This is a genomic window from Actinomyces ihuae, assembly GCF_001457875.1.
GTDB classification, from domain to species: domain Bacteria; phylum Actinomycetota; class Actinomycetes; order Actinomycetales; family Actinomycetaceae; genus Pauljensenia; species Pauljensenia radingae_A.
On record NZ_CZPX01000005.1, the window covers coordinates 297,955 to 311,842 of the forward strand.

Annotated in this window: 10 protein-coding genes; 5 read left to right on the forward strand and 5 right to left on the reverse strand. The window is 59.6% G+C overall.

Annotated features, from left to right (window positions below; genetic code table 11):
- Positions 1 to 93: 93 nt before the first annotated feature.
- Together BN3002_RS06005 and BN3002_RS06010 are read right to left on the reverse strand one after the other, a co-directional pair.
- Positions 94 to 1,311 carry an NADP-dependent isocitrate dehydrogenase gene (locus BN3002_RS06005; protein WP_058237105.1) on the reverse strand — a complete coding sequence of 406 codons (1,218 nt, stop codon included), beginning with the start codon at positions 1,309 to 1,311 and terminating at the stop codon, positions 94 to 96.
- A gap of 387 nt (positions 1,312 to 1,698) precedes the next feature.
- Complete coding sequence (locus tag BN3002_RS06010; RefSeq protein ID WP_058237106.1) at positions 1,699 to 2,019, reverse strand: DUF3017 domain-containing protein; 321 nt, start codon at positions 2,017 to 2,019, stop codon at positions 1,699 to 1,701.
- Between the two features lie 303 nt (positions 2,020 to 2,322).
- Between BN3002_RS06010 and pta the strand changes: the two genes are divergently transcribed.
- From pta to BN3002_RS06025, 4 genes are all read left to right on the forward strand, one after another.
- Entirely contained in the window at positions 2,323 to 3,825 is a 1,503-nt protein-coding gene (gene pta, locus BN3002_RS06015) for a phosphate acetyltransferase (protein WP_058237107.1), read from the forward strand.
- Positions 3,826 to 3,916: 91 nt separating this feature from the next.
- Complete coding sequence (locus tag BN3002_RS06020) at positions 3,917 to 5,122, forward strand: acetate/propionate family kinase (RefSeq protein WP_058237108.1); 1,206 nt, start codon at positions 3,917 to 3,919, stop codon at positions 5,120 to 5,122.
- 34 nt (positions 5,123 to 5,156) lie between these two features.
- Positions 5,157 to 5,312 (forward strand): hypothetical protein, encoded by a 156-nt coding sequence (locus BN3002_RS11130; protein ID WP_157843517.1) that lies wholly within the window; start codon positions 5,157 to 5,159, stop codon positions 5,310 to 5,312.
- Positions 5,303 to 5,728, forward strand: coding sequence for a hypothetical protein (locus tag BN3002_RS06025; RefSeq protein ID WP_058237109.1), 426 nt, complete (start codon positions 5,303 to 5,305; stop codon positions 5,726 to 5,728). Before BN3002_RS11130 ends, BN3002_RS06025 begins: the two co-directional genes overlap by 10 nt.
- A 60-nt stretch (positions 5,729 to 5,788) precedes the next feature.
- Here BN3002_RS06025 and BN3002_RS06030 read toward each other — a convergent pair whose 3' ends face one another.
- From BN3002_RS06030 to BN3002_RS06040, 3 genes are all read right to left on the reverse strand, one after another.
- Positions 5,789 to 7,132: an MFS transporter gene (locus tag BN3002_RS06030; RefSeq protein WP_058237110.1), complete on the reverse strand. Its 1,344-nt coding sequence runs from the start codon at positions 7,130 to 7,132 to the stop codon at positions 5,789 to 5,791.
- Positions 7,133 to 7,431: 299 nt separating this feature from the next.
- On the reverse strand, positions 7,432 to 8,820 hold the full coding sequence (locus BN3002_RS06035; RefSeq protein ID WP_058237111.1) for a class II fumarate hydratase: 1,389 nt from the start codon (positions 8,818 to 8,820) through the stop codon (positions 7,432 to 7,434).
- Positions 8,821 to 8,980: 160 nt separating this feature from the next.
- On the reverse strand, positions 8,981 to 10,024 hold the full coding sequence (locus BN3002_RS06040) for a LacI family DNA-binding transcriptional regulator (protein WP_058237112.1): 1,044 nt from the start codon (positions 10,022 to 10,024) through the stop codon (positions 8,981 to 8,983).
- Between the two features lie 329 nt (positions 10,025 to 10,353).
- Here BN3002_RS06040 and phoA point away from each other — a divergent pair, with 329 nt between their 5' ends.
- Positions 10,354 to 13,617 (forward strand): alkaline phosphatase, encoded by a 3,264-nt coding sequence (gene phoA, locus BN3002_RS06045; protein ID WP_082628563.1) that lies wholly within the window; start codon positions 10,354 to 10,356, stop codon positions 13,615 to 13,617.
- The last annotated feature ends 271 nt before the right edge of the window (positions 13,618 to 13,888 follow it).

Sequence of the window (13,888 nt, forward strand, 5' to 3'; positions counted from 1 at the left end):
GACAGGCCGCCGCGTACATCGACACACCGCATGAAAGAGCGGCGCAGCATCTGCTGTGGACACTGCGCCGCTCCTTCAGGTAACAGCTACGAGCTACTGCAATCGCGCCTGCAAGTTTTCGTCCAGAGCTGTCAGGAACTCTTCCGTTGTCAACCACTGCTGATCCGGTCCGATCAGTCGTGCCAGATCCTTCGTCATTTGGCCGCCCTCGACAGTCTTGATGACGACGTCTTCAAGGGTCTGCGCAAACTCGGTCACTTCCGGCGTTGAGTCCAGCTTGCCGCGGTGTGCCAGGCCTCGGGTCCACGCGAAAATCGAGGCAATCGGGTTGGTGGAAGTCGGCTTGCCAGCCTGATGCTGACGGTAGTGGCGCGTGACTGTTCCGTGAGCGGCCTCGGCCTCCATCGTCTTGCCATCTGGGGTGAGCAGAACTGACGTCATGAGGCCCAGGGAGCCGAATCCCTGTGCAACGGTGTCGGATTGGACGTCTCCGTCATAGTTCTTACACGCCCAGATGTATCCGCCTTCCCATTTCAGTGACGAGGCGACCATGTCGTCGATCAGACGGTGCTCGTACGTCAGTCCTGCTTTTTCAAACTCGGCCTTGAATTCGTGGTCGAAAATGTCCTGGAAGATGTCTTTGAATGCCCCATCGTAGGCCTTCAAAATGGTGTTCTTCGTTGACAGGTAGACGGGGTATCCGCGCTGCAGTCCGTATGCGAATGAGGCGCGCGCAAAGTCGGCAATCGATTCGTTGAAGTTGTACATGCCCATGGCAACGCCGCCACCCTCGGGCACCTTGACGACCTCATGTTCGATGGGCTCAGATCCGTCTTCAGGGGTAAAGGTAATCGTGACCGTGCCGGCCGAGGGGATCTTGAAGTCTGTTGCGCGGTACTGATCGCCAAATGCGTGACGTCCCACAACGATTGGCTTGGTCCATCCAGGAACAAGGCGCGGAACGTTCGAGATGATGATGGGTTCGCGGAAAATGACGCCACCGAGGATGTTGCGAATCGTGCCGTTGGGAGAACGCCACATCTTCTTCAAACCGAATTCTTCGACACGCGCCTCGTCAGGAGTGATGGTGGCGCATTTGACGCCGACACCGTGTTCCTGGATAGCGTGCGCTGCATCGATCGTCACCTGGTCGTCGGTGGCATCGCGGTTCTGGATCGACAGGTCGTAGTAGCGCAAGTCGACGTCCAAGTACGGGTGGATGAGGCGATCTTTGATGAATTGCCAGATGATCCGTGTCATTTCATCGCCGTCAAGTTCGACGATTGGTCCTTGTACCTTAATGGTTGACATTGTCGGACTGCTCCTTACGGTCTTCAGATCTTCGCAATCAGCACGCCATCTGCAGCGCGCGCGGTGATGTGGTTCACCTAAAAAGAAGATTACTCGATATCGAGATATCTTTCAGCACTCTGGCAGATTTTTGCTCTCGATGGCCGGCTTCGCGCGTGGCACCCGGGCTGGTGTGATTTCTGGCGAGGGATGCAGGGCTTTGACAAGCGAAGATTGTGACGATGAGTGCAGGGCCTGGGCAGGCAAAGATTTTGCCGAGGGATGCTGGGCCTGAGCTGGAGACAGTTGCAGAAGTGAGCCGACGGGGCACATCAAATCTAGCTGGCCAGGGCTGCAGAACCCGAGCTTTCAGTGGCGAAGGAATCCGACTGGCGGAGCTCGCCACACCTAGCTGGCGACGGTCGCAGTAAAGGGCGAGAGGAACCAGATGGCGCTCGCCAAACCGGCGTACAACGCGACGTCGAAGAAGCGGCGACGCGAGCCGAACCACACAGGAGTCGGCCATATCGCCCGCGTTACAGCAAAGGCATACAACATCACAATCAGCACAACCACCGCCCGATGCGGATGGTCGAACAGCGTGAAGACCACCATCGTCACCACGCCGAGGCACGTCAAAATAATCGTCGCGGTTCGCAGTATCGCGTTCGCGCGACGATCAAGCGGATGCGTCCGACCGTGCTCGGAGCCGGCTTCAGATGTATTCATTGCCTTTACTGTATCGGCTCTGCCTCGTCACACCTACTGCGCCACATCAAGTGACAGAGTCGGCACCGTGCACGCCACCTGAACAAGGCAGCACACACGAACAATCCATGCGTCGCGCACACATCCATCACAAAGACCTCAAAAGGAGACGCACACCACTGAAGTGCCCCAAACGTGGGCACATCCACAACGTTTTGCCCCAAGATTACGGCATGGGTCACGCTCGCGGCGATACCATGAAACCAGTGTCCCGTCGTCGCGAATCCGGTGAGGGACTTCCTCGTAGTAGAGCTAGGAGAGACAGTGACCGACCGCTACCTCGTCATTCAACCCGAACCTACCGTCAACGCTACACAGATATGCGATGACCTCGTATCTGCACTGGAAAAGGACCACTCAGTGACCCGTGCAGACACCCTCCTGGACACTTCCATCACAGAGGTTGCGCAGGACTCCGCTTCAGCTTTCGCTCACGTCATCAACGCCGTTCGCGCCGATTCATCCGACGTAACCCTGCTCGAACATGCAGACTTTTCCGCAGTGCCCACTTTCGATTCAATCGGATGGAGCCTTGACGTCGCAGCCTCCGTAGGTGCGCGCGTCATCCTCGTCCTCGATGCCGAGGGCGTCCCTGCTGACCTCGTGAGCGTGCAGGCCCAGGCGGCATGCGCTCGCGCCAGAGCCCACCACGCACAAGTCGTGGCGCTGATCGTTCCGGGCGTGCGCGCCGAATCCGTTTCATGCGAGCAGATCCCCGTCATTTCGGACCGCCTCGACCAGAACACCGTGGAGCAGATTACCTCGGCAAAACTGGCAGGTGTCGTGACCCCCGTGTCATTCCAGGCTGACCTCATTGATCGTGCCCGCGCCGATCGCCAGCGCATCGTCCTTCCTGAGCCTGATGACGATCGCGTCCTGCAGGCGGCTGCTGAGGTGCTCGAACTGGGCATTGCCGACATTATTCTGCTGGGCGATGAGGCTGCCATCCGCGAGCGCGCACAGCAGCTCAACCTTGATATCGCAGCCGCGCGAGTAGTGGCACTCGACGATGCTGAACTGGTCGAAAAGTACGCCGAAGAATTTGCTCGCCTGCGCGCTAAGAAGGGCGTCACCATTGAGCAGGCCCGCGAGAAGATCCGCGACGTGTCCTACTTCGGCACGATGATGGTGCACATGGGCGATGCTGACGGCATGGTGTCCGGTGCAGCTCACACCACGGCTCACACGATTGTGCCCTCCTTCCAAATCATCAAGACGGCGCCGGGCGTGTCGATCGTTTCCTCCGTGTTCCTCATGCTGATGAAGGATCGCGTGTGGGTCTTTGGCGACTGCGCCGTCAACCCGAATCCCACGCCAGAACAGATCGCTGACATCGCGATTTCATCGGCTAAGACTGCCGAGCAATTCGGCGTGGACCCGCGCGTCGCAATGCTGTCCTACTCGACGGGCACGTCCGGCTCCGGCCCCGATATCGACGCAACTGTGGAGGCCACGCGTCTTGCCCGAGAAAAGGCCCCCGAGCTGGCCATCGAAGGCCCGATTCAGTTCGATGCTGCGGTGGATCCGGCGGTTGCCGCCAAGAAGGCGCCCGATTCTGATGTTGCCGGCAAGGCGAACGTGTTCATCTTCCCGTCACTGAATGCCGGCAATATCGGCTACAAGGCCGTCCAGCGCTCGTCTGGCGCCGTGGCTGTCGGCCCGGTGCTGCAGGGCCTGAACAAGCCCGTCAACGATTTGTCTCGAGGAGCTTTGGTGGAAGACATCGTCAACACCATCGCTCTGACCGCTGTCCAGGCACAAGGCTGAGCAGTAGTCAGGTGGTGCGCCGCCACTCCAGGCGCACCACCAGATCCCATTTGTCACTATTTACGGAAACTTCCAACGAAAGGCCACCCGCGTGTCCACAGTTCTGGTCATCAACTCCGGATCGTCCTCCATTAAATATCAGCTGATCAACCCCGTGTCGGGAGACGTCCTCGCCAAAGGAATCGTCGAACGAATCGGTGAGCCGGTCGGCATCATCACGCACAAGCATGCGGGCGAGGAACTCGTTCGTAAAGAGCCGGTCCCCGATCACGGTGATGGGCTGCAGAAGGTTCTCGCCATTTTTGACGAGGTTGGCCCCACGCTTGCTGAAGCTGGGATTGTGGCCGTCGGCCACCGAATCGTGCAGGGCGGATCCTACTTCGATGGGCCCGCACTGGTGGACGATCATGTGCGCGCGTTGATTGAAAAGCTGTGCACACTGGCACCGTTGCACAACCCTGCACACCTCAAAGGCATCGATGTTGCGCGTGAGCTGATGCCCGACGTGCCGCACGTGGCAGTCTTTGACACCGCGTTCTTCCAGCATCTGCCCGAGGCGTCGGCAATGTATGCGATTGACCGCGATGTTGCCCGCCAGTACGGTATTCGCCGCTATGGTGCTCATGGCACGTCTCACCAGTTCGTCTCCGAAGAGGTTTCCAAGATGCTGGGCCGCGATGACCTCAAGCAGATTGTGCTGCACCTGGGCAACGGCGCGTCGGCCTCGGCCGTGGACAGCGGGCGCGCGATCGACACCTCGATGGGATTGACGCCTCTGGAGGGCCTGGTGATGGGCACTCGTTCAGGCGACATCGATCCAGCTGTTGTGTTCCACCTGCAGCGCGAAGCTGGCATGACAGTCGATCAGGTTGACGAATTCCTCAACAAGCGCTCCGGCATGAAGGGCATGACCGGCGAAGCTGACATGCGCACCAACTGGGAGCTCATTGAAAACGGTCCTGAGGAGATTTCCAAGCGCGCACGCGCGGGCATGGATGTGTACATTCATCGCCTGGTAAAGTATGTGGGCGCGTACTGGACGGAGCTGGGCGGACTGGACGCCTTGACGTTTACCGCTGGCATTGGCGAAAACGATCCGGGCGTGCGTGAAGAGCTATGTGATGCCCTCGCACCGTTCGGTGTGAAGATCAACCATGATCTGAACTGGGAAAACTGGCATGTCAAGGCTCCGATCGTCCTGTCACACCCTGATTCGTCAGTCACCGTTTTGTGCTACCCCACCAACGAGGAGCTGGCGATTGCACGTCAGGCTCTGAGCCTGGCTCAGCACGACTGAAAGAACAGGTTTCCGGAAGCGCTCCTGAGGAGACATGTCTGAGGTATTCCTCTCGGATCTGGCTCCTCGGGGCGTGACCGGATTCCCTTCCTCTGATATTCGGAGGAGGAACGATGAACCGATGGTGCTGCGCACAGATGTGATCGCTGCCCTGCGCACTGATACAGAAAGTACGGAGACATGGCTCTAGCTGTTTTCACCATCTTCGCGTGGGTCAGCGCGGCTATTTTGCTGGCTGCCGGCGGCTACCTTATCAACCAGGCCCGGCGTATTCGACGCCCTGACCTCCCCATGGGATCATCGTGGGGTATCCCGATTGAAGAAGCGCGCGTCAGCGAAGGAGCATGGCGTGCCGCTCATCGTGCAGCGTGGCCACTGGTCGGTGCCGCCGGTATCATCTGTGCCGTCCACTCCATTGCAATCATCATGACGTTGTTGTTTATGGGCGACGATTTTTCTTCTTTTGTCCTGATCCTGATCTGCATGGGTCTGATCACCGCTGCACTGGTGCAGTGGTTGGCGCGTGCTGGAGCGAAGTCTGCGGCACGCGCAGCTGTGGCATCAGAATCTGACGTGGATTCTGACTCTAGTTCTGACTCTGACTGAGCCGCGCCCAGCGCTGCTGCCCACTGAGAGGCACAGGCGCTTCGCTGGAAGTGCGGCGGCTTAGCTCAGTCGCCCTCGTCGATCGCGAGGGGCAATGATCCACGCCGTCGCCAATGTCAATGCGCCACTGACGGCAAGCACGGCCAGGACTGCCCGCAACGAAGTAGCTTCAACAATCATGCCCATGATCGGCGGCGACAGCAGAAACGCCAAGCGCATCAACCACGTCACGATTGTCAGGCCACTACCTGTTTTCATCCCGGGAATGTTGTCTGCCGCGTTCATGGCGATTGGCACAATTGCCGAGCATCCCGCACCGGCAAGAACCATCGCGAGGATCATCGTGGCCACATGCGGGTAGACGAAGGCAACAACACCGCCGACAAGCACCATGGCACCGCCTATGAAACTCGTCCCGCGCGCACCGATCGCGTCGATCACCTTGTCAGCAACGATTCGGCCGATGGCCTGCGAGAAGAGCAGCACGACAAACGCGAGTCCTGCAGCTCCACCGGGGATCCCCAGATAGTCGCGCATAATCAGAGCGGACCACGCGTTTCCGGCGTCTTCAACCAGCGTTCCTGAGATCGACAGGAATGTCAGCGTTGTGATGGCAACAAGAGTGCTGACGGCCACCGGACGTACCTGCTGCGTCTGAGTTGATTCCGCTTGGTCACTGGCGATATCGGGGCCTCCCGGTGTTGTGCGTCCCGACAATGTCATTGATTCGGCGTCGGTGATGCGTTCGATACGCTCCGGTACGCCATCGCTGCCGGGAAGGGTGAAGCGGTACGCAGTGAATCCGACAATGATGAAGATCAGTGATGAGCCGGTCAGGTGCCAGCCCAGCGGAATGTGCAGCGAGGTGGCGAGGGAGCCCATGAGGCCGCCAGCCACTGCACCGATGGACCACGCCGCGTGGAAGGAATTAATGATGGAACGCCCATAGAGTTTCTGTACACGCAGGCCGTGGGCATTTTGTCCCACGTCGGTCACGGAGTCGAACGCGCCGCCAGAGAAAAACATGACGGCGTACAGTATGTAGACGGCAGTGGCCAGTGTTGTTCCGGTTGCCTGCGCGCCAAGGGAAGCGCGCCACGTGGCGATCAGTCCGACGATTGAGAGGAATACACCGATCCCCACAGTTCCCAGGCATGCTGTGCGAGCGGATGAAAAGCGGCGGATGAACGCTCCCGCCAGTGGTCCTGCGCAGATTGCTCCCAGTGGGAACAGTGCGATGGTCAGACCGTAAATTGAATCAGACAGCGCGAAGATGTCTTTGATTTCAGGGTACCTGGGTATCAGGTTCGAAAAAAGGGCACCGTTCGTGAAGAACAGCGCGGCGACAGCCAGGCGGGCTGCTCGTGCCTGCTGGAATGTCACTTTCTGATTCGGTGGGGGCACGTGTTCTCCTCAAGACCCGCACGGTAATTGACCTGTCGGTAGGACGCGTTCCATGCTAGTCCTTTCGCAGGGCAGGCGCGAGAAATCATGGCGCTTCGTCATGCTCATCGGACACAGTACCGTCTCCTGATGCTGCCGGGATAGTACCGGGATGACGCCAGATGGTGCCGGGGGTGTTGCCGAGTGGTCGCTTGCATGCGACCACTCGGCGATTCAGCTGCCGCGCAGACAACAAAACGAGGGCGACTCAGCAGAGCCGCCCTCGTTCCTGACTTCAGTCAGTGTGATTCACCAACGAATCAGAATGAACCGGTCATTGAGTGAACATCCAGAGCCTTGTCCAGCTGTTCTTCGGTCAGCTCACCACGCTCCACGAATCCCAGGTCAAGGGCTGCCTCACGCACTGTGATGCCCTTCTTGACGGAGTGCTTCGCGATCTTGGCAGCGTTTTCGTATCCGATCAGGCGGTTCAGCGGCGTCACGATTGACGGTGAGGACTGCGCCAGCGTCAGGCAGCGCTCTTCGTCCGCCACGATGCCGTCAATGCAGCGCTCGGCCAGTACTGCCGTCACGTTGCCCACGATGTTGATCGACTGCAGCAGATTGGCGGCCATCACGGGCAGCATCACCAGCAGATCGAAGTTGCCCTGCGAACCGGCAAACGTGATCGCCGCATCGTTGCCAATGACCTGAGCGGCAACCTGCACAGTTGCTTCAGGCAGAACCGGATTGACCTTGCCGGGCATGATTGAGGAGCCTGGCTGCAAGTCGGGCAGGTGAATCTCACCAATACCGGCGCGCGGGCCGGAGCCCATCCACCGCAGATCGTTGGCGATCTTCACCAGCGACACAGCAACCGTGCGCAGCGCACCCGACAGTTCGACCAGCGAATCCTGAGCGGCCTGAGCCTCGAAGTGGTTGTCTGCTTCGCGCAATGGCAAGCCGGTGTGCTCGGCGATCAGTTCGATCACTCGAGCCGAGAAGCCCTCCGGCGTGTTGATGCCGGTGCCTACGGCCGTACCGCCCAGCGGCAATTCAGCCAGGCGGGGCAGCGCTGCTTCAATGCGATCCAGGCCGTGCGAGATCTGTGCGGCATATCCGGAGAATTCCTGGCCCAGCATGATCGGTGTGGCATCCATCAGGTGGGTGCGTCCCGACTTGACGATATTGGCAAACTCTTTCGCCTTGGCGTCCAGCGAGGCGTGCAGTTTCTTCAGTCCTGGCTGCAGCACCTCAACGACCGCCTGATATGCGGCGATATGGATCGAAGAGGGGAACACGTCGTTGGAGGACTGCGAGGCGTTGACGTGGTCGTTCGGGTGAATCTCCTTACCGGAGGCACGGGTTGCCAGCGTGGCGATCACCTCGTTGGTGTTCATGTTTGACGACGTGCCCGAGCCGGTCTGGAAGATGTCGATCGGGAAGTTGTCGTCGTGCTGACCGGCGATGACCTCATCGGCGGCGGCAACGATGGCATCCGACGTTTCCTGGTCGATCACGCCGAGCTCCAGGTTGGCCAGCGCCGCTGCGCGCTTGATTTCGCCCAGAGCCGCAATGTGGTGGGAGTTCAGCCGCTCACCCGAGATCGGGAAGTTCTCCACTGCTCGCTGCGTCTGCGCGCGGTAGAGTGCGTCGGCGGGGACGCGAACCTCACCCATCGTGTCGTGCTCGATACGGTATTCAGTCATGAAAGCTCCTTGGGTGGAAAACTATGTCGTTCCTATTGTCCGTCATATTGCCCGCTTCGGCGAGGGACTTTCGTGGGACTGTCGGTGAAGCGCCTCGCACAGTCTGCCGTCGCGCGGATCGTTCCTGCCCGCGCACGCTTGCTCCTCCGTCGCGCACAGGCTATTGACGAGGGCGACCGTGTCCACCTGGCTCTGACGTTGACTGGCGGACGATGAGGCGGGTTGGGACTGAACGCAGTGTCGGTGCACCACCGTTGAGCATCTCAATAGCAAGGTCAACAGCATTGGCTCCCACTTTGTCCCAGTCTTGAATGACTGTGGTCAGCGGCGTCGGGAACTCCACTGCCTCGTCAATATTGTCAAAACCGATCAGCGAAACGTCCTCGGGCACGCGCAGACCGCGTTCGAGCAGGGCGCGAAATGCTCCCAGCGCCATCTGGTCGTTGGCCACGAAGATGGCGGTCGGCATGTCTGTGCGCTTCTCACACACCGCGTCAAGCAACGCGCTGCACGCCAGATAGCCCGATTGTGGACTCCAGTCACCGCGCCAGATGCGTCCTGCTGGAAGTTTAGATTCGGACAGTACCGCTTCATAGATGCGGCGTCGCGCCTGCGCGGAATAGGAGTCCGTCGGTCCGCTGATATGGTCAATGTGCCGGTGTCCCAGATCGATCAGGTGATGCATGGCGTCGCTCACGCCTGACGTTTGTTCGAAGTCAACGGCGCTTGCCTCGTCCCACAGGCGTGGGCCGAGGACGACCAGCGGGATGCCCTGCGGCAGGTGGAGAGCCGCGTCATCCTGGAATTGTGACGGGATAATGGCAATGGCAGCGTCCACAGTCATCTCACCGAGTTTGGTGAATGCGCCGTCAGTGGCGCGCCGAGTTGACGCCTGAAGCGGTATCAACGTGGTGGCGTATCCGCGCTCAGCTGCCGCCTCTGAAATGGCTTCAAGGGAACGGTAGTTCCCAACGTCGTGCAGGGAGTAGTACACCACTCCCAGGGTGTCGAACGAGCCGCGTTTCATGGCGCGTGCCGCACTGTTGGGTCTGTATCCCAGTTCTTTCATCGCTTTGAAGACTCGTTGGCGTTTGTCGTCGACAACGTAGGGTTCGCCGTTCGAGACGCGTGAAACGGTCTGCGGGGAAACACCCGCAAGTTTGGCGACATCAGCCATTGACGCGCGCTTGCGACGAACCGGCATCTCATGTCCTTTCAGTCATCTCACCCTTGACCGCGCGCACCGCATGTGATTGATCAATCATCGTCGACGGTCGAGGGGTCCAGACCGCCACGAACAGACGGCCTCTGGACGCGTGACCAGCGTTCTTTCTTGAATGATAGCGTCATCAGATTCGTCAGGCGGCACTTGGTGACCTGCATAGTTTTGAAGTGTTTACCTTTCTGTTACACAGTGTCACCGAACTGTTGCGTTGGGCTGCTTTGCTACAGATAGTTCGTCGTTACGCTTCTGCCTTTCCTTGCGTGCGCAGCGAAGAACATCCAGTAACACCTCCAGATGAAGGCAGGAAGATGCATTCACGTCGTAATCGGCGCGTGGGTCTGGCGTGTGGAACCGGTGCTCTGGCTCTGGTTCTGACACCCCTGTGCATGGCGGCAGGTGTCGCCGACTCCCCCACGACGCATGAGACCAACAAACCAGAACAATGCACTGCATTCGACTCCGATGGCAACGTTGTTGCTCTGCAGCCGGGCGATTGTGCGCAATACGGTGTGGAGGGCCAGGGACGCACTGACGCTCACGCAAAGAACGTTATTCTCATCATCGGCGACGGCATGGGCCAGCAGGAAATCACCGCTGCTCGTAACTACCTCGTCGGCGCTGCCGGCCGTTTCGAAGGAATCGACGAGCTGACCAGTGAGGGACTGTACACTCACCACTCGGTCAACAAGGACGGCTCGTTCAACTACGTCACCGACTCAGCTGCATCGGGTACCGCATGGGCAACAGGCACGAAGACCTACAACAATGCGATCAGCGTTGACATCAAGGGTCAGCCCGTCGCCAACCTCATCGAAGTGGCGAAGAACAAGGGCATGCGCACCGGTAACATCACGACGTCAGAGATCCAGGACGCAACGCCTGCCGTCATGGGCGCACACGTGGCGTCACGCTCGTGCTACGCCCCATCCGGCAAGAAGAAAGCAAATTGCCCCGAAGATCAGCGCGTTAACGGCGGCCTGGGTTCCATTTCTGAGCAGCTCATCGATACCCGCGCCGACATCACCCTCGGCGGTGGCGCATCATTCTTCGACACAGAGGTCATGGCTGATTCCGGCAACACGAACCCGTTCCTGACCGGTAGCGCGAAGTACAACACTACCTGGATGAAGGGCGCAAGCGTCCTCGACAATGCCAAGAACAATGGCTACCAGGTGGTGACCACCGCTGACGAACTGGATCAGGTGACCGTAGCTAACCAAGATACCCCTGTTCTGGGCCTCTTCGCACCAAGCAACATGACGACCACCTTCGCGTCGTCACCGGCCACAATTGGTGGAGCGAAAGGCGAGGCCATCCAGTGCACGAAGCAGGACATCGGCACTGAGCCTGAACTGGAAGCCATGACCGACAAGGCTATCGAACTCCTGAACAAGGACAACGATAAGGGCTTCTTCCTCCAGATCGAGTCTGCCTCCATCGACAAGCGCGACCACGCGTCAGACGCATGCGGCCAGATCGGTGAGACCGAGCGCCTTGACCAGGCAACCCAGGCTGCCCTCGAATTCGCCAAGCAGGATGGTCAGACGCTGGTCATCGTCACTGCTGATCACTCTCACACCAGCCAGATCGTTGCTGATGGTTCCGACAACGTCTCCCCGGTGACGCGCCTGCTCACCGCTGACAATTCCACCATGAGCATCGCGTATGGTACGAATGCCAGCGGGTCGCAGCAGCACACGGGCGCTCAGTTGCGCGTCGCCGCTTTCGGTCCGGGTGAGGAAAATGTTCTGGGTCAGACCGACCAAACCGACCTGTTCTTCACCATCGCCAATGCCCTGAACATGAACCCATACCTGGACAGTGCAGGCAACGGATCCAGCGCCCGCACCGCAGTGCCCACAGGAACGCTGCCAAAGCCTGTTCCCGCTCAGGATGCATTCACCACCTGCCGAATCGTTGAAAAGGACGGTTCAGTGCACGTGCCCGCAGCCGGCGAATGTTCACAGTACGGTGCAGACGGCCCGCAGCGTTCAGGTTCTGAAGGCGAAGCCAAGAACGTCATCTTGTTCATCGGAGACGGCATGGGCGATTCGGAAATCACCTCCGCGCGCAACTACCTGTACGGTGCAAACGGACGCCTGCCCGGAGTCGACAATCTCGACTACACAGGCTCCTACACGCACTTCGCACTCAATAAGGACGGCACAGTCAACTACGTGACCGACTCGGCTGCCTCCGCCAGCGAATGGTCAACAGGTACCAAGACCTACAACGGCGCGATCGGTGTGGACCTGCAGGGAAATGCTGTGTCAAACCTGATGGAGAAGGCGAAAGCGGCCGGGTACAAGACCGGTAACGTCACCACCTCTGAAATCCAGGACGCCACACCTGCCGGCGCTGCCGTTCACGCACTGAACCGCAAGTGCTACGGACCTGAATACGACAAGAACAGCAGCTCCTGCCAGGGTGATGAGTACCTGAAGCAGTTCCGTGAAAACGGCGGACTCGGATCGATCTCCGAGCAGCTCGTGGACGTGCGCGCTGACGTGACACTGGGCGGTGGCGCAAAGGCCTTCGACCAGACAGTTCAGGTTGACGGCACATGGGGCGACACCACGAAGTGGACTGCCGGCAAGTCCGTCGTCGACAACGCCAGGGACAACGGTTTCCAGGTGGTCACCACCGCCGATGAGCTTGATGCTGTCACCAACGCCAACCAGGATGCACCTGTTCTGGGACTGTTCTCCCCCGGCAACATGCCCCGCATGTTCAACGAGACGGTTCCGACCACGGATGGCGCTTCGCTTCCGGCCCAGTCCTGTGAGTTCAACCCGGAGCGCACCGCGGAGATCCCCACACTGGCAGCAATGACTAAGAAGGCCATCAACCTGCTGCAGAACGACAAGGGCTTCTTCCTGCAGGTGGAGGCAGCCTCGATCGACAAGGCCGATCATGCTGCTGACGCATGCGGCCAGATCGGCGAGCTCGACGACCTCGACCAGGCCATCCAGGTAGCACAGAACTGGGTCGCCGCCAGCGGCCAGCCAACCTTGATTGTGGTAACCGCTGATCACGCGCATACCAGCCAGATCACCAGCGGGGGCACCGAGACATTCGGCCGCACCACCAAGCTGCGCACAGCCGATGGCTCCGACATGGTGATCAACTACGCCAACGCTGGAAGCAACGACGATGACGTGGCTCTCGGCGGCCAGGGACACACCGGTGCACAGCTGCGCGTCGCAGCCTCCGGCCCGGGTGCTGAGAACGTTGTGGGTCGCACCGACCAGTCCGACCTGTACTACACGATGATCAATGCTCTTGGCTTTGATTCCGCGCCGCTGGCTGTCGATAATCAATTCGTCGCCACGTCAGAGACCCCTGACCAAGGCAAAGGAAAGGGCACCGATCCTGCCGGCGGTAAGGGCCAGGTCAAGCCCGACACCACTGGTAAGGGCCAAGACACCGATGCTGGCGACAAGAAGTACGCTGCCAGCCGTCCGGGAATGGCACGCACCGGCTCAACCGCAGTTCCGCTCGCGGCCGCAGCTGCTGTGCTCGTCACGCTCGGCGCTGGCGCAGGTCTGTACACGCGTCGCCGCTCACACTAATCCCTAAGCTCCTTCGCGGAGCGCTCGCCGTGCCTCAGGGGTCTCACATGTGAGTTTTCGCCCGGCGAGCTCACGCAGTCGCCCTCGTCAATTACTGACGAGGGCAACTTGCTGTCCAGAAACGATACCTGTTGTCTGAAACAAGCAGCGGAGGGGTGTACGAGGTTATGCAAGGGTCGGCCTGCTGTACGCAGGCCTTAATAACGACACGCAGGCGTTTGCGAGGGGCGTAGGAGCTGGCCGCCCACTGTGCGGCGCGTGTATCTCTTGG